The organism is Rhodanobacter sp. UC4452_H20 (assembly GCF_052978205.1).
Genome location: NZ_CM129662.1, coordinates 695,843 through 711,192 on the forward strand (window position 1 = coordinate 695,843; position 15,350 = coordinate 711,192).

At 68.6% G+C, this 15,350-nt stretch carries 15 protein-coding genes; 10 read left to right on the forward strand and 5 right to left on the reverse strand.

Annotated features, from left to right (window positions below):
• Positions 1-40 precede the first annotated feature (40 nt).
• The 3 genes from rimO (at position 41) to phnD (ending at position 3,385) form a co-directional block, all read left to right on the forward strand.
• Entirely contained in the window at positions 41-1,378 is a 1,338-nt protein-coding gene (rimO, locus tag ACVCMC_RS03370) for a 30S ribosomal protein S12 methylthiotransferase RimO (protein WP_447098680.1), read from the forward strand.
• Between the two features lie 6 nt (positions 1,379-1,384).
• A complete protein-coding gene (locus tag ACVCMC_RS03375; RefSeq protein WP_447098681.1) occupies positions 1,385-2,194 on the forward strand; it encodes a DUF3025 domain-containing protein in 810 nt (269 codons plus the stop codon).
• A 195-nt stretch (positions 2,195-2,389) separates the two neighbouring features.
• The gene (phnD, locus tag ACVCMC_RS03380; protein ID WP_447098682.1) at positions 2,390-3,385 is read left to right on the forward strand and encodes a phosphate/phosphite/phosphonate ABC transporter substrate-binding protein; all 996 of its coding nucleotides are present in this window, start codon (positions 2,390-2,392) and stop codon (positions 3,383-3,385) included.
• Between the two features lie 18 nt (positions 3,386-3,403).
• Here the strand turns inward: phnD and greB are convergent, their stop codons facing one another.
• The 3 genes from greB to ACVCMC_RS03395 all read right to left on the reverse strand — a co-directional run bounded on the left by greB (position 3,404) and on the right by ACVCMC_RS03395 (position 6,941).
• Positions 3,404-3,913: a transcription elongation factor GreB gene (gene greB / locus ACVCMC_RS03385; protein ID WP_447098683.1), complete on the reverse strand. Its 510-nt coding sequence runs from the start codon at positions 3,911-3,913 to the stop codon at positions 3,404-3,406.
• Positions 3,910-5,160: a hypothetical protein gene (locus ACVCMC_RS03390; protein ID WP_447098684.1), complete on the reverse strand. Its 1,251-nt coding sequence runs from the start codon at positions 5,158-5,160 to the stop codon at positions 3,910-3,912. The genes greB and ACVCMC_RS03390 overlap by 4 nt, the downstream gene beginning before the upstream one ends.
• Positions 5,161-5,432: 272 nt before the next feature.
• The gene (locus ACVCMC_RS03395; RefSeq protein ID WP_447098685.1) at positions 5,433-6,941 is read right to left on the reverse strand and encodes a helicase HerA-like domain-containing protein; all 1,509 of its coding nucleotides are present in this window, start codon (positions 6,939-6,941) and stop codon (positions 5,433-5,435) included.
• Positions 6,942-7,069: 128 nt separating this feature from the next.
• Here ACVCMC_RS03395 and ACVCMC_RS03400 point away from each other — a divergent pair, with 128 nt between their 5' ends.
• Positions 7,070-8,554, forward strand: a complete 1,485-nt coding sequence (locus tag ACVCMC_RS03400; protein WP_395119057.1) for a lytic transglycosylase domain-containing protein — start codon at positions 7,070-7,072, stop codon at positions 8,552-8,554.
• Positions 8,555-8,581: 27 nt separating this feature from the next.
• Here the strand turns inward: ACVCMC_RS03400 and ACVCMC_RS03405 are convergent, their stop codons facing one another.
• Together ACVCMC_RS03405 and asd are read right to left on the reverse strand one after the other, a co-directional pair.
• Positions 8,582-9,028 (reverse strand): hypothetical protein, encoded by a 447-nt coding sequence (locus ACVCMC_RS03405; protein ID WP_395119055.1) that lies wholly within the window; start codon positions 9,026-9,028, stop codon positions 8,582-8,584.
• A 110-nt stretch (positions 9,029-9,138) separates the two neighbouring features.
• Positions 9,139-10,008, reverse strand: a complete 870-nt coding sequence (gene asd, locus ACVCMC_RS03410) for an archaetidylserine decarboxylase (RefSeq protein ID WP_447098686.1) — start codon at positions 10,006-10,008, stop codon at positions 9,139-9,141.
• A gap of 62 nt (positions 10,009-10,070) precedes the next feature.
• Here asd and prmB point away from each other — a divergent pair, with 62 nt between their 5' ends.
• The 6 genes from prmB to ACVCMC_RS03440 all read left to right on the forward strand — a co-directional run bounded on the left by prmB (position 10,071) and on the right by ACVCMC_RS03440 (position 15,180).
• Positions 10,071-10,997 (forward strand): 50S ribosomal protein L3 N(5)-glutamine methyltransferase, encoded by a 927-nt coding sequence (prmB, locus tag ACVCMC_RS03415; RefSeq protein WP_447098687.1) that lies wholly within the window; start codon positions 10,071-10,073, stop codon positions 10,995-10,997.
• Between the two features lies 1 nt (position 10,998).
• Positions 10,999-11,565 carry a GNAT family N-acetyltransferase gene (locus ACVCMC_RS03420; protein ID WP_447098688.1) on the forward strand — a complete coding sequence of 189 codons (567 nt, stop codon included), beginning with the start codon at positions 10,999-11,001 and terminating at the stop codon, positions 11,563-11,565.
• A gap of 141 nt (positions 11,566-11,706) precedes the next feature.
• Positions 11,707-12,795, forward strand: a complete 1,089-nt coding sequence (aroC, locus tag ACVCMC_RS03425) for a chorismate synthase (protein WP_395119047.1) — start codon at positions 11,707-11,709, stop codon at positions 12,793-12,795.
• A 30-nt stretch (positions 12,796-12,825) separates the two neighbouring features.
• Positions 12,826-13,815, forward strand: a complete 990-nt coding sequence (locus ACVCMC_RS03430; RefSeq protein ID WP_447098689.1) for a 2-hydroxyacid dehydrogenase — start codon at positions 12,826-12,828, stop codon at positions 13,813-13,815.
• Positions 13,816-13,849: 34 nt separating this feature from the next.
• Entirely contained in the window at positions 13,850-14,881 is a 1,032-nt protein-coding gene (locus ACVCMC_RS03435; RefSeq protein ID WP_395119043.1) for an aspartate-semialdehyde dehydrogenase, read from the forward strand.
• A 2-nt stretch (positions 14,882-14,883) separates the two neighbouring features.
• On the forward strand, positions 14,884-15,180 hold the full coding sequence (locus tag ACVCMC_RS03440) for a hypothetical protein (protein ID WP_447098690.1): 297 nt from the start codon (positions 14,884-14,886) through the stop codon (positions 15,178-15,180).
• Positions 15,181-15,350: the final 170 nt, after the last annotated feature.

Here is a 15,350-nt window from a genome sequence, read left to right on the forward strand (position 1 = left end):
AATCAACCGTTTTCGCGCCCTGCCACGGTAGCCGTCCGCCATGCCCCAGCCCACCCAGAAGATCGGCTTCGTCAGTCTCGGTTGCCCCAAGGCGCTGGTGGATTCCGAGCGCATCCTCACCCAGCTCAAGGTGGAGGGCTACCAGATCGTGCCCAGCTACGGCGAGGCCGACGCGGTGGTGGTGAACACCTGCGGCTTTATCGACGCGGCGGTGCAGGAGTCGCTGGACTCGATCGGCACCGCGCTCAACGAGAACGGCAAGGTGATCGTCACCGGCTGCCTGGGCAAGCGCGCCGAGCTGATCCGCGAGGCCTATCCGGACGTGCTCTCGATCAGCGGCCCGCAGGATTACGCCAGCGTGATGAGCGCGGTGCACGAGGTGTTGCCGCCCACGCGCAACAAGTTCCTCGACATCGTGCCGGACACCGGCGTGAAGCTGACGCCGAAGCACTACGCGTACCTCAAGATTTCCGAGGGCTGCAACCACCGCTGCAGCTTCTGCATCATCCCCTCGATGCGCGGCAACCTGGTCTCGCGGCCGGTCGACGAGGTGCTGGTGGAGGCCGAGAAACTGGTCAGGGGCGGCGTGAAGGAACTGCTGGTGATCTCGCAGGACACCAGCGCCTATGGCGTCGACGTGAAGTACGCCGAGCGCCCGTGGCGCGGGAAGAACTACCGCACCCGCATGACCGAGCTGTGCGAAGGCCTGTCCGAACTCGGCGCGTGGACGCGCCTGCACTACGTCTACCCGTACCCGCACGTGGACGAGCTGATGCCGCTGATGGCGGGGGGAAAAATCCTGCCCTACCTCGACATCCCGTTCCAGCACGCCAGCCCGCGCATCCTGAAATTGATGAAGCGCCCCGGCAACATCGACAAGACGCTGGAGCGCATCCGGAACTGGCGCAAGCTGGTGCCGGAGCTGACCATCCGCAGCACCTTCATCGTCGGTTTCCCCGGCGAGACCGATGCCGAGTTCGAGGAGCTGCTGGACTTCCTGCGCGAGGCCGAACTCGATCGCGTGGGCGCGTTCGCCTATTCGCCGGTGGACGGCGCCAAGGCCAACGAGCTGCCCGGCGCGGTGTCCGAGGAACTGAAGGAGGATCGCCTCGAACAGTTCATGGCGGTGCAGGCGGAAATCTCCGCCGCCAAACTGCAGCGCAAGATCGGCCGCACGCTCAAGGTGCTGGTGGACGAGGCCGGCGTCGACGGCGCGGTGGCTCGCTCGGCCGCCGATGCGCCGGAGATCGACGGCTGCGTGCTGATCGCCGACGGCCAGCAGCTGAAGCCGGGCCAGTTCGTGGACGTGGTGGTCGAGGCGGCCAGCGAACACGACCTGCACGCGCGCCTGGCGCATCCCGCGCTCAAGATCGTGTAACGCGCCATGCGCTATGTGGCGCCGGCGCGCGGTGCGGTCGATCCGCAAGTGTTCGGCCGGATGCCGCTGGCCGCGTGGCGCGAGCACGCCCGGTTGGTCGAGGGCCGCGACTGGCCATCCATCGATGCGCTCAATGCCGCCCGCCCCGCCGGCATGCACGAACGCTTCGTGGCGCAGACCCGTGAACTGCTGGCCGACGGCCTGCACTACGAACAGCGCATTGCCGAACACGGCGCGATCGCTACCCGCGAACGCAACTGGCACGACCTGTTCAACGCACTCGCCTGGCTGCGCCACTGTGCGCTCAAGCGCGCGCTCAACGCGCGGCAGGTGGCCGAAATCGCCCGCATGGGCACCAGGCAGCGCTCGCGTGCGCAATGCGCACTGACCCATTTCGACGAGGCCGGCGTCGTGGTCGCGCTGCGCAATCCGGCGCTGCTGGCGCTGTGGAATGCGCATGACTGGCATGGCCTGTTCTGGCGCGAGCGGGAGGCGTGGTTCGACGGGCGCATCCATGTCGAGGTGTTCGGCCACGCCTTGCTCGAACACGCGCTGACACCGGCGCAACTGCTGGTGGGCAAGGCGCTGGTGGTCGCCGGGCCGCGGTTGTCACCGGGCGAGGTCCTCGAAGCCTGCGCGCAGGCCATCGGCAACGGCGATGTGCTCGGCGATCCGCTGGAACTGCGCCCCTTGCCGCTGGCCGGCGTGCCCGGCTGGCATCCGGACAACGAGCAGGAGGCTTTCGTGCGCGAGGCGGCGTGCTTTCGGCCGGTGCGGGCCGGGCGGAGTTACCCGCCGCCGCTGGCCGGAGGTTGACCGATCGCCCGGAAACCCTGCATCCGCATCCGGGCCGGCATCTTCCGCGACGCCGAAGCCCTCCCCGTGCTTGCCGGATCGACCGATCGCGACTATATACGAGCAATCGGGGAGCACGGGGTTCGAGGGAGCAGGGCATTGAATATCGCGGGTTTGCGACGACGCCAGGGGCGTCTCGGGCGTGGCGTGACGTGGATGCTTGCAGCCCTGCTCACCCAGGGTGTGCTGCTCGCGTGCGCCGGAGCGGGGACGGCGCAGGCAGCGACACCGATGGAGCCGATCCGCTTCGGCATCCTGCCGATCGGCAGCGCGGCCGAGTCGCTGGAGCAATGGCGGCCGCTGCTGGACGACTTGCACAAGCAGTTGGGCCACCCCGTGACCACCGTGTCGGTGAGCAGCTACGCCGGCCTGTCCGACGCCATCGGCGCGCAGCGGGTGGACGTGGCCTTTCTCTCCGGCAAGCTCGCGGTGGAGGCGGTGACGCAGCAGCACATGCAGGTGTTCGCCCAGTTCGTGCGCAACGATGGCGTCAACGGCAACGTCGCCATGCTGGTGGTGCGCAGCGACAGCCCGATCCGCGATCTGAACGACCTGCTCGCCACGACCAGCCACGGCTGGCGTTATGCGCGCAGCGAACAGCTTTCGGTCACCGGCTATACCGCGCCGGAAGCCTACGTGTTCGCGCCGCGCGGGCTCAATTCGGACACCTTCTTCGCCAACGTGCGGGTGGGCGACCATCAGAGCAACCTGCTCGCCGTGGTCAACCGCGAAGTGGACGTGGCCAGCAGCAACAACCCGGACATGGACCTGTTCCGGCGCAACTTTCCGCGCGAGGCAGCGCAACTGCGGGTGATCTGGCGCTCGCGGCTGATTCCCTCCGGCGTGCTGGTGATCCGCGACGGCATGCCCGAATCGCTGCGCCACAAGCTCACGGCATTCCTGCTGGCCTACGGCAAGGCGCCCGGCGAGGTCGGCGAGCGCCAGCGCGAGCGGCTGGCGCGGATTCCGGACCTGGGCGGTTTCGCGGCGGAGACCAACCACGTGCTGCAGCCCTTCGTCGACATGCAGTACACCCTGCTGCGGCAGCAGGCCGAGCAGGGCCGGTGGATCAGCCCGCAGGCACGGCAGGCGCGGCTGGCGCAGATCGAACGCGACCACCAGCATGCATTGAAGCTGCTGCGGCCGCATTGAGCGGTCGACTGGCCCGCGTCAGGCTTCCTGCTCGTAATCCACCGACAGCACCACGAACTCCGCCCGCCCGCCCGGCAGCTCGGCGGAGAATTCGTCGTCGACGCGCTTCTTCAGCACGGCCCGCGCCAGCGGCGAGTCGATGCTGATCCAGCCGCGCCTGGCGTCAGTCTCGTCCGGGCCCACGATGCGGTAGCGGTGGACTTCGCCGCTGTCCACGTTCTCCAGCCCGATGCAGGCGCCGAAAAACACGGCGCGGCGATCGCCCGGCACGCCCTCGGCAACTTTCAGTGCGGGAATGCGTTTGCTGAGGTAACGCGCGCGGCGGTCGATTTCGCCGAGCTGTTTCTTGCGATAGGTGTATTCGGCGTTCTCCGAGCGATCGCCTTCGGCGGCTGCCGCGGCGAGGGCCTTCACCACTTCCGGGCGCAACACGTGCCACAGGTGGTCGAGTTCGGCCTTGAGCCGTTCGAAGCCGTCGCGGGTGATGATCGCGGTGGAGCCGGGCGAGGGCGGGCGCCAGCGGCTCATGCCGGGCTGGCCAGTTGTCGTCGCTGGGCGTCGATCTCGCCGCGCAGCGGGTGCTCGGGCCAGGCCGCGACGAGCCGGTCGAGCAGCGCTGCCGCGTCGGCGTGCTGGTCGGCATGGGCGGCCAGCGCGCGTGCGGCCAGCAGGCCGTAGTGCGGCGCCTGCGGGTCGCGTGGCCAGTGCGCGACATAACCCTGGCCGAGATGGATCGCGAGGCGGCTCATGCCCATCCGCACGGCCAGGTCGGCCAGGGCGCCGCAGGTCTGCGGGTCGTCCGGGATGAAGCTGGCGTCGATGCCGCAGCATTCCTGCAGCACGCCGAGGGCGCGCCGCGATTCGCCCTGGGCGATCAGCGCGGCAATCCAGATCTGGCCGTGCACCAGCAGGTCGTCGCGCAGGCCCTGCCGGTGCAGCAGCTCGCGGTAGAACTGGTGCACGGCGGGTGGCGCCGCGCGCTCGCGCAGTCGCGCGGCAAGTTGGCGCAACGCGGCCTGCGGATCGTCGGTTGCCTGCTGGCGCGCGGCATCCACCAGTCGGTCGTCGGCGTCCTGCCCGGAAGCCTTGGCCAGCTCCGGCGCTTCCGGCACCATGCCGAAACGCTCGTGGCGCTGGTGGATCATCGCGCCCATGAGATGAAAGGCGAGCACGATCAGGTAGGTGTAGGCGAATGCGAACAGCGGCAAGGCGAGCAGTCGCGGCAGCCGCGCAGTGGTGACCGAGGCGACCACGATCAGCACGCCGAGCAGCAGGTTGATCGCCACGGGGACCAGATACGCGCCGCCGAAACCGCCGATGATGCGCAACCAGTTGAGCGGATTGATGGCCAGCGCGAGGTTGCCGTCGAACGCCAGCGACATGTCGATCGCCGGCAGCACCAGCGCCGCCAGGAGCAGCACCGGCCACAGCAGGCGCGGGAAGAACACGATGGAGACCACGCACAAGGCGACCACCAGCAGGTGAATCGCGGTCAGTCCCCAGCCGCTGGCGCTGTTGCCGTCACTGCCCACGTCCGGCGGGTCGGCGTAGCCGTTGGCGGTGTGCTGCATGCAGTCCGCGGCATAACGCCAGGTGGCGGCCCAGACCAGCGCGCTGGCCAGCGCACCGACATAGCCCGGCAGCAGGCCGACGTAGTGGGCCAGCGCCAGCGCCACGCAGGTGGCCAGTGCGGCGCCGCGCAGCGGATAGCCGAAACCGTCCCGCAGGCGCTGCGCGAACGGCGTGTCGGCGGCGACGATTTCGACGCGCGGCATCAGAGCCTGCTCCATGTCTCCGCATGGCCCGCGCCGGGAGCTGTTTGCGCGCAGGCCAAGGAAGAACGAAGGAGTGGACGTCCGTCCACGACCGAGTGATGACGCAGGGATGCGGGCAAACAGACCCGGCCCTTCGGGTTGCCTTGCCGTGGCCGCCATGCGGCAGCGCGCGGCTTGACCTGCCAGCCAGGCAGGCGCTGCGCCACGCGCCACCACCTGACGGCCACGGCAAGGCAACGCGGGCTATGCGGAGACATGGAGCAGGCTCTCACTCAGCGCTTGCCGCCGAAGATGCCGCCCAGCACGCCGCGCAGGATCTGCCGGCCGAGCTGACTGCCCGCGGTGCGCACCATCTGCTTGCCCATGGTCTCGATCATGCCCTGGCGGCGCTTGGTGCCGAACAGGGCGTCGTGCACCGCGCCGCCCCAGCCGCTTTCCGCTTCCTTCGCGGCGCCCTTGGCTGGCGCATCGGCCGCCACGGTGGCGGCATCGGCGGCCTTTTCCCCGGCGCGCCTGGCCAGCATCTCGGCAGCCGATTCGCGATTGACCGCAGTGTCGTATTTCGCGCCCACCGGCGAGCGCTGGCGGATGGTGCCGCGCTCGGCGTCGGTGATCGCGCCGATGCGGCAGCACGGCGTGGTCACCAGCACCTGCTCCACCGGCGTGGGCACGCCGCCGTTGGCCAGTGTGGAGGCCAGCGCCTCGCCCACCGCGAGTTTGGTGATCGCTTCGGTGACGTCGAGCTTCGGGTTGGCGACGAAGGTTTCCGCCGCCGCCTTGACCGCCTTCTGGTCGCGCGGGGTGAACGCGCGCAAGGCGTGCTGGATGCGGTTGCCGAGCTGGCCGAGGATCACGCCGGGCACGTCGTCGGGGTTCTGCGAGCAGAAGTACACGCCCACGCCCTTGGAGCGGATCAGCCGCACCACCTGTTCCACCCGCTGCAGCAACGCCGGCGAGGCGTCGTCGAACAGTAGGTGCGCCTCGTCGAAGAAGAACACCATCTTCGGCTGGTCGAGGTCGCCCACTTCGGGCAGCTGCTCGAACAGCTCGGACAGCAGCCACAGCAGGAAGGTGGAGTACAGCCGCGGCTTCATGATCAGCTGGTCGGCGGCCAGCACGTTGATGATGCCGCGGCCGCTCATGTCCTGGCGCATCAGGTCGGCCAGCTCCAGGGCCGGCTCGCCGAAGAACTGGTCGGCGCCGTCACTTTCGAGTTTCAGCAGCGCGCGCTGGATTGCCGCGATGCTCTGCGTGCTGATCAGGCCGTACTGGGTGGACAGCGCCTTGGCATTTTCGGCGGCGTAGGTGAGCAGGGCGCGCAGGTCGGCCAGGTCCAGCAGCAGCCAGCCCTGGTCGTCGGCGGCCTTGAACACCACTTCGAGCACGCCTTCCTGGGTGTCGTTCAATTCCAGCACGCGGCCGAGCAGGGTCGGGCCCATCTCGCTGACGGTGGCGCGCACCGGGTGGCCGAGCTTGCCGTAGATGTCCCAGAACACCACCGGGTTGGCCTGCGCCTTCCAGTCGGTGAGCTTGAGCCTGGCCAGCCGCGCCTTGAGCTTGTCACCCGGCTCGCCGGCGGCCATCGCCAGGCCGGCCAGGTCGCCCTTGGCGTCGGCCAGGAAGCACGGCACGCCCAGCCGCGAGAAGCCTTCGGCCAGCACCATCAGCGACACGGATTTGCCGGTGCCGGTGGCGCCGGCGATCATGCCGTGGCGATTGCCGTAGTGCGGGTCCAGGCTGACGCTGGTGCTGTCGTTGCGGCCGATCAGGATGTCAGTCATGGCGGTCCTTCCATTGGTAGTGACGCGATTGTAGCCAACCCGGCGCGTGGCTCGCGGTTGTGACGCCGTGCGTTGAGTCCGGCTTCGCGGCCGGCTATGGTGAATGCTTTTTGCAGGTGAAGTTCTTCATGTCGTTGCCCCACGTGTTTCGCCCGCGGCACCTCGCGTCGCTTGTGCTGGCCTGCACCTTGCTGGGCGGCTGCGCCAGCAGCGGCGGCGAGAGGACCCCGACGCCGGCCGATGCGCTGTACGGCCAGTTGAACCAGGCCAGCAAGGGCTACGAGACCGCCTTGCAGCAGGCGCGCGAAGGCGACAGCGATGCGTCGGCACTGAGCCTGCGCCAGTCGCTCGACTTGCTGAAGCAGTCGTCGGCGAAATGTGCGGTCACCGCCGGCTGCGATCCGCAGCGCTTCTTTTCCGTATTCGACCGCCTGCTGCGCCTGAAAGATGGCGATTTCGACGACCTCCCGGATCTGTCCGGGGATGTCGAGTCGTCGCAGGCGGCGCTGGCCACCGGTCATGCCGGTGCGGCCAGCCTGCCGCAGGCGCAGCGCAGCGTGACGCTGCTGCACGGACAGAAGCTGTCGCAGCTGATCGCGATGAACGGGCCGGTGAAGGCAGCGCTGGAGATGTGGCTGACCCAGCGCCGGCCTTACCTGATGGACGCCTGGGTCAATTACCAGTACCTGCGCCACGATATGTGGCCGGCCTACCAGAAGGCCGACCTGCCCGAGGCGCTGCTGTTCGGCATGGTGGCCCAGGAATCCGGCGGCAAGGTGCACGCGGTGTCGCGCTCCGGCGCCTCCGGCCCGCTGCAGTTCATGTATTCCACCGGCATGCGTTTCGGGCTGGGCGTGGACAACGGCTTCGACATGCGCTTCGACCCGGCCGCTTCGGCGCGGGCCAATGCCGAATACCTCAACGAGCAGTTGCGCATCTTCAACAACAACCTGGAGCTCGTCATCGGCGCCTACAACGGCGGCGAAGGCCGCATGCGCCGCGCGGTGGGCGACGACCCGTCGGTGAGTTTCTACGACCCGCGCATCTACGACCAGATGTCGCCCGAGACGCGCGACTACGTGCCGGCGGTGCTGGCGGCGGCGTGGCTGTTCCTGCATCCGGACAGCTACAACCTGCGCTTCCCGAAGATCGACGGCGACCCCGGCAGCATCACGCTCAAGCGCGCCGCGTCGCTTGATGAGCTCACCGTCTGCCTGGGTTCGGCCGATGGCATGGAGGAGGGCTGGTTCCGCACCCTGCGCAACCTCAATCCGCGGCTCGACCCCGATACCAGCCAGCCGGTTGGCGCCACGCTGCGGGTGCCCAAACGACTGGAGCGTGCCTATGCCGCCCGTTGCGTCGATGGTCCGTGGCCGATCCTCGCGGCGGACCTGCACCGTGCGACGGTGCCGGTGGTACCCGATCCGGCGCAGGCGCCGGCGAAGGCGGGTGCGCAGAGAACGACCACGTATCGCGTGCGCCGCGGCGACACCTTGATCAGCATCGTGCGCAAACTGCATTGTTCCAGTGTGCAGGAGATTTCCGAGATCAACGATCTCCAGCACCACCGCATCCGGGTGGGCCAGCATCTGAAGGTGCCGGTCTGCCGTTGAGGCGCGGGGTGGGGCGCCGCCGCGCGGTCAGGCGACGGCGCTCTCCTGCATCCAGCTGTCCGAGGTATCGCTGCGGCTGCCGCCGCCGTGGAGCTCCTTGAGCTCGCGCAGCAACTGCAGCAACTGCCGGTGCTGGGCCTGCAGGTTGGGCTGGGTGGCGGTCTTGGTCTCGTGATAGGCGACCGCCAGCCACAGCGCGATGCCGCGCAGCGCGACCTCGGCGTTGTTCGAACGTGCACGCTCGTAGCCCAGGTCGGTGCCTTGTCCCCACGGCAGGTAGCGCGATTCCGGCGTGGTGCCGTACAGGTGCGGGAAATCACAGCGCGAGGCCTGGCCGATCTCGCGCAGGGTGAGCATGCTCAGCCGATCGCGGCTGCGCTTGGGCAGGGTCCGGATGCTGCGTTCGACATCGCGGAACTGGCGGCCAAGCTGGCGCGAACGCACCACCGCAAAGAATGGAGTGAGTATCTGCATGGTTCCCCTCGGCACAGGTTCGGCACGGCATGTTGGCCGGTCCGTCGCGAGGAGGTTAACCGGCCACCCCCGGAATTTGCGCGCATAGCGTCACAAAATGACGCGCAACGTCAGTTTTCGGGAAAGTGGCCGCCTGCCACCCTGATCTGACCGATCCGCTGGCCCACGCGAACGTGCTGTTGCGGCGGCAGCGGATCGACCGTCGCGCTGCCCGGCGGCAACAACACGATCACGGTCGAACCCATGTTGAAGCGCGCCATCTCGGCGAAGCGTTCCAGCGTGACGTGCTGGCCGGCGAACGACTTGCGCCGGATCGACGGCGCGTACGGCGGGATCACCAGGCCGTCCCACACGGTGGCCACCGACGAGACCAGGATCGCGCCCACCATCACCACCGCGAACGGGCCGTGCTCGCCCTCGAAGTGGCACACCAGCCGCTCGTTGCGGGCGAACAGCCGCGGGATCGCCGTGACCGCGAACGGCGCCACGCTGAAGATGCGTCCGGGCACGTGCACGGTTTCCGTGAGCGTGCCTTTCAGCGGCATGTGCACGCGGTGATAGTCGCGCGGCGACAGGTAGACGGTGACGAAGCAGCCGTTGCGGTACGGCGCGGCTGCGGCCTCGTCGCCACCGAGCAGTTCGGCGGCAGTGTATTCCCGGCCCTTCGCTTGGAAGATGCGGCCGTCGACGATCGTGCCGGCCTGGCTGATGCGGCCGTCGGCCGGCGAGAGCAGGGCGGCCGGATCGGCATCGGCCTGGCGCGCGCCGGGTTTCAGCTTGCGCGTGAAGAAGGCATTGAAGTGCTGGTAGGCCAGCGGATCGGGCTGCGCCGCCTCGGCCATGTCCACGTCGTAGTTGCGCACGATCGTGGCGATCAGCCAGTTCTTCCACGGCGCGAAGGTCCAGCGCGTGGCCCAGTAGACCAACCGCGACAGCAAACGGTGCGGCAGGAGGTATTGGAGGATTACTTTGAAAGTCATCCGGCCAGTATACGGGGCTCGCGCTTATAATCAGCGGCCTTTTGCCGTGCCGTGGGCCGCCCGTGACCGCCGAACTCGCCACCATCATCGACTTCATCCGCTACGGTGCCAGCCGTTTCTCGGCCGCCGGGCTGACTTTCGGCCACAGCCACGACAACCCGATCGACGAGGCCACCCATCTGGTGCTGGCCAGCCTGCACCTGCCGCCGGACATCCCGCCGGCCTACGGCGCCGGCCGGCTCACCGCGGCCGAGCGCGCGAACGTGCTGGCGCTGATCGAGCGCCGCGTCAGCGAGCGCCTGCCGGTGGCCTACCTGGTCGGCGAGACCTGGTTCGCCGGGCTGAAGTTCAAGAGCGACCGCCGCGCGCTGGTGCCGCGTTCGCCGATCGCCGAGCTGATCGAGTCGGGCTTCGCGCCGTGGCTGGACGAGCGCCACATCGAGCGCGCGCTGGACCTGTGCACCGGCTCGGGTTGCATTGGCATCGCGATGGCCGAGTACAACCCCGAATGGCAGGTCGACATCGTCGACATCAGCGACGAGGCGCTGTCGCTGGCGCGCGAGAACATCGCGTTCCAGCACGTCGAGGGCCGCGTCGAGGCGATCCAGTCGGATCTGTTCGCCGGCGTGGCCGGGCGCAAGTACGACCTGATCGTCTCCAACCCGCCCTACGTCACCGAGGACGAGTACGCCGCGCTGCCGGGCGAATACGCGCACGAGCCCAAGCTGGGCCTGACCTCCGGCGCGGACGGCCTGGACCTGTGCCTGCGCATGCTGGACGAGGCGGCTGGTCATTTGACCGAGGACGGCCTGCTGATCGTGGAGGTGGGCGAGAGCGAGCACGCGCTGTCCGCGCTGCTGCCGGAGGTCCCGTTCGTGTGGATCGAGTTCAAGGTCGGCCCGATGGGCGTGTTCGCGCTGGAGCGGCGCGACCTGGTCGAGCATGCGGCGGCGATTCACGCCGCGGCTGTCGCACGCCGCCCGGGCTGACATGGAACTGGTCACGGCGCGACTGCGGATCGACCCGTTGCGCGCTGAAGACGCCGCGGCGCTGTTCGCCCTGCGCAGCGACCCCGTGGTGGCGCGCTACCAGGGTTGGCGGCCAGCCGATCTCGCCGCCGCGCGTGCCTTCATCGAGCGACAATCGCCCGCAGCCACTCCCGCCGGCTGGTTCCAGCGCGCGATCCGCCTGCGCGAGGACGGCCGGCTGATCGGCGATCTTGGCGTGAACCTGCCCGAGGATGCGATGGAATCGGTCGAGTTCGGCATCAGCCTCGCGCCGGCCGGGCAGGGCCGTGGCTACGCCGGCGAGGCCGTGCGCGCCCTGTTCGGGCAGGTATTCGGCCCGTGGCGCCGGCACCGCATCCACGCCTCGGTCGACCCGCGCAACCAGGCCTGCCTCGCCCTGCTGCGTTCGCTGGGCATGCGTCAGGAAGCCCATCACTGCGAAAGCCTGTGGCTGCACGGCGAATGGGTGGACGACATGATCTTCGCCATGCTCTCCCGCGAGTGGCCAGCGGCGCCACGGCAGGAGCCCGCTCGCGGGCGATGTTCTTGAACCGGGATGACCAGACATTCGTCTGTCGAGAGCCGGGATTGGGGATTCGGGATTCGCAAGATTAAAAAGGCATCGCCCACGAGCGGGCTCCTACAAGAGGGGTGGTGCCGGTATGCTCTGGGCTTTGATCCCGGACGCGCGATGTCAAGCAATTCCTTCGGCAAGCTGTTCACCGTCACCACCTTCGGCGAAAGCCACGGGCCGGCGATCGGCTGCGTGATCGACGGCTGCCCTCCGGGGCTGGCCATCGCCTCGGAAGAGTTCCGCACCGACCTCGAGCGCCGCGCCACCGGCCGCAGCCGCTACACCTCGCAGCGGCACGAGGCGGACGAGGTGGAGATTCTTTCCGGCGTGTACCAGGGCAAGACCACCGGCACGCCGGTCGCGCTGCTGATCCGCAACACCGACCAGCGCAGCAAGGACTACGGCGAGATCGAGCAGACCTTCCGCCCCGGCCACGCCGACTACACCTACTGGCAGAAGTACGGCATCCGCGACCCGCGCGGCGGCGGGCGCTCCTCGGCGCGCGAGACCACCATGCGCGTGGCCGCTGCCGTCGTGGCGAAGAAATGGCTGGCCGAACGCCATGGCGTGCACGTGCGCGGCTACCTGGCGCAGATCGGCGAGGTCGTGCCCGGTGCGTTCGACTGGAGCGCGGTGGAGCAGAACCCGTTCTTCTGGCCCGATGCATCGCAGGTGCCGGCGCTGGAGGACTACATCAACAAGCTGCGCAAGTCCGGCGATTCGGTCGGCGCGCGCGTCAACGTGGTCGCCGAGGGCGTGCCTCCTGGCTGGGGCGAGCCGGTCTACGGCAAGCTGGACGGCGACCTGGCCAGTGCGCTGATGTCGATCAACGCAGTCAAGGGCGTGGAGGTCGGCGATGGTTTCGCCGCCGTCGCCCAACGCGGGAGCGTACATCGCGATGAAATGCGTTTGGACGGCTTTACGTCCAATCACGCCGGTGGCATTCTCGGTGGCATCAGCACGGGACAGGCGGTGACCGCCTCGATCGCGTTGAAGCCCACCTCCAGCATCCTGATCCCCGGCCGCAGCGTGAACCTGGCCGGCGAGCCGGTGGACGTGGTCACCAAGGGGCGTCACGACCCCTGCGTCGGCATCCGTGCCACGCCCATCGCCGAGGCGATGATGGCGCTGGTGCTGATGGATCACGCCTTGCGCCATCGGGCGCAATGCGGCGACGTGGGGCCGGTCGCGCCACGCATCGCCTGAGGCCGAGCCACCGCCACCGGAACCCGTTCGATGACCGACAAGCCGCGCGTCTGGGTGTCCCGCCCCACTTTCCCCGGTGTCATCGCCCGGCTGGAGCCGCATTTCCAGGTGACCGTGGAGGAGACCGAGCGCAAGTTCAGTCCTGCCGAACTGGCTGCCCGGCTGGCGGGGCAGGATGCGGTGATCGTCGGCCTCAAGGACCGCATCGGCGCGGCCGAAATCGGTGCGGCCGAGCGCCTGCGTATCGTGGCCAACCTTGCAGTGGGCTACGACAACATCGACGTCGACGCGATGAGCGCTGCCGGCATCGCGGTGTCCAACACCGCCGACGTGCTCAACGAGAGCGTGGCCGACTTCGCCTGGGCGCTGCTGCTGGGCGCGGCCCGGCGCATGACTGCGGCCGAGCGCTGGCTGCGTGCCGGCCACTGGCATGCCACCGAGTTCAAGGCGTGGCTGGGCAGCGACGTGCGCGGTCGCACCCTGGGCATCCTCGGCATGGGTCGCATCGGCCAGGCCATCGCCCATCGCGCGGTCGGCTTCGGCATGCCGGTGATCTACCACAACCGCTCGCCGCTGCCCGAGGCGATCGAGCGCGCCTGCAACGCACGCCACGTGGACAAGGCGCAGTTGCTGGGCGAGTCCGATTTCCTGGTGTTGGCCTTGCCGCTGACGCCGCGCACCCGACACGCCATCGGCGCGGCCGAGCTGGCCCTGATGAAGCCGACCGCGATGCTGGTCAACGTCGCCCGCGGCGGCATTGTCGACGACGCCGCGCTGGCCGCGGCGTTGCGCGACCGGCGCCTGGCCGGCGCGGCGCTGGACGTGTTCGAGGGCGAACCGAAGCTGCATCCGGCGCTGCTCACGCTCGACAACGTGGTGCTCAGCCCCCATATCGCCAGCGCCACGACCGATACCCGCCGCGCGATGACATCGGTGGCGGTGGACAATGTGCTCGCGTTGTTCGGCCATGGTCCGCACGCCGGACGACCACCCAACCTCCTCAACCCGAACGTGCTGTGACCGGCACGCCTCCACTTCCAGAGCAACCCATTCCATGAGTCACAAGAGCAGTTACAAGGTCGCCATGGTCGGCGCCACCGGTGCCGTCGGCGAAGCCCTGCTGGCCATCCTCGCCGAGCGCGAGTTTCCGGTCAGCGAGCTGGTGCCGCTGGCCAGCGAGCGATCAGCCGGTGGCAAGGTCAGCTTCGGCGGCAAGCAGGTCACCGTGCAGTTGCTGGACACCTACGACTTCGCCGGCGTCGACATCGCGTTCTTCTCCGCCGGCGGCTCGGTCAGCCGCGAACACGCGCCGCGCGCGGCAGCGGCCGGCGCGGTGGTGATCGACAACACTTCCGAGTTCCGCTATCAGGACGACATCCCGCTGGTGATCAGCGAGGTCAACCCGCACGCGATCGCCCAGTACACCAACCGCGGCATCATCGCCAACCCGAATTGCTCGACCATGCAGATGCTGGTCGCGCTGGCGCCGATCCACCGCGCGGCGCAGATCGAGCGGATCAACGTGGCCACCTACCAGTCCGTCTCCGGTGCCGGCCGCAGCGGCATGGAGGAGCTGGGCCGACAGACCGCGGCCCTGCTGAATTTCCAAAGCGTGGAACCGGGCAAGAAATTCCCGGTCCAGATCGCGTTCAATGTGATCCCGCAGATCGACGACTTCCAGCCCAACGGCTACACCAAGGAGGAGATGAAGCTGGTGTGGGAGACCCGCAAGATCCTGGAGGACGAGTCGATCCAGGTGAACCCGACCGCGGTGCGCGTGCCGGTGTTCTATGGCCATTCCGAGGCGGTGCACATCGAGACCAGCGACAAGATCACCGCCGAGGAGGCGCGCGAACTGCTGCGCCAGGCGCCGGGCGTGGTGCTGATGGACGAGCGCAAGCCGGCCGGCTACCCGACCCCGGTGGCGCAGGCGGCCGGGACCGATGGCGTGTTCGTCGGGCGCATCCGCGAGGACATCTCGCATGAGCGCGGGCTGGACCTGTGGGTCGTCTCGGACAACATCCGCAAGGGTGCGGCCTTGAATGCGGTGCAGATTGCCGAGTTGCTGATCGAGGATTATCTCTGACCATGCGTGTCCTGCCGTCTCTTGCCGCCATCGGCATCCTGCTCACCGCGTCGGCCTGGGCCGCGCCGCCGGCCGGACCGGCCCGCGCCGGCTCGACGGCCGTCCCGGCACTGCCGGCCGTACGGCAGCGGATGCAACGCAATCAGGTCGAGGTGAAGCGCCTGCAGCAAGAGGTGGCGCGTCAGGAATCAGCCAGCCAGCGCGCCAGCCGGCGCCTGGAGCAGCAGGACGCGCAGATCGCCGAGTTGCGCCGCCAGTTGTTGCAGGTGCAGGCCGCGGTGCCTGATGACCACCCATGACGGGGTGTCCGGGGCAAGAACCGGCAGCAGCAATGTGTCGCAAGTATTCGCCGCGGCTATTGTTGATTGCGCTTCTTGTAACTAAAGTGGCGGCACGGTGACGCGGCCGCCGCCCTGGTGGCGGCATCTTTTCAACAAGAAAGCGTCAGGGATCGCTCGGGGGAACATGC

Coding starts and splice junctions, on each gene's coding strand:
- rimO (WP_447098680.1), top strand. CDS start 41: ATGCCCCAGCCCACCCAGAAGATCGGCTTCGTCAGTCTCGGTTGCCCC.
- ACVCMC_RS03375 (WP_447098681.1), top strand. CDS start 1,385: ATGCGCTATGTGGCGCCGGCGCGCGGTGCGGTCGATCCGCAAGTGTTC.
- phnD (WP_447098682.1), top strand. CDS start 2,390: ATGCTTGCAGCCCTGCTCACCCAGGGTGTGCTGCTCGCGTGCGCCGGA.
- greB (WP_447098683.1), bottom strand. CDS start 3,913: ATGAGCCGCTGGCGCCCGCCCTCGCCCGGCTCCACCGCGATCATCACC.
- ACVCMC_RS03390 (WP_447098684.1), bottom strand. CDS start 5,160: ATGCCGCGCGTCGAAATCGTCGCCGCCGACACGCCGTTCGCGCAGCGC.
- ACVCMC_RS03395 (WP_447098685.1), bottom strand. CDS start 6,941: ATGACTGACATCCTGATCGGCCGCAACGACAGCACCAGCGTCAGCCTG.
- ACVCMC_RS03400 (WP_395119057.1), top strand. CDS start 7,070: ATGTCGTTGCCCCACGTGTTTCGCCCGCGGCACCTCGCGTCGCTTGTG.
- ACVCMC_RS03405 (WP_395119055.1), bottom strand. CDS start 9,028: ATGCAGATACTCACTCCATTCTTTGCGGTGGTGCGTTCGCGCCAGCTT.
- asd (WP_447098686.1), bottom strand. CDS start 10,008: ATGACTTTCAAAGTAATCCTCCAATACCTCCTGCCGCACCGTTTGCTG.
- ACVCMC_RS03420 (WP_447098688.1), top strand. CDS start 10,999: ATGGAACTGGTCACGGCGCGACTGCGGATCGACCCGTTGCGCGCTGAA.
- aroC (WP_395119047.1), top strand. CDS start 11,707: ATGTCAAGCAATTCCTTCGGCAAGCTGTTCACCGTCACCACCTTCGGC.
- ACVCMC_RS03430 (WP_447098689.1), top strand. CDS start 12,826: ATGACCGACAAGCCGCGCGTCTGGGTGTCCCGCCCCACTTTCCCCGGT.
- ACVCMC_RS03435 (WP_395119043.1), top strand. CDS start 13,850: ATGAGTCACAAGAGCAGTTACAAGGTCGCCATGGTCGGCGCCACCGGT.
- ACVCMC_RS03440 (WP_447098690.1), top strand. CDS start 14,884: ATGCGTGTCCTGCCGTCTCTTGCCGCCATCGGCATCCTGCTCACCGCG.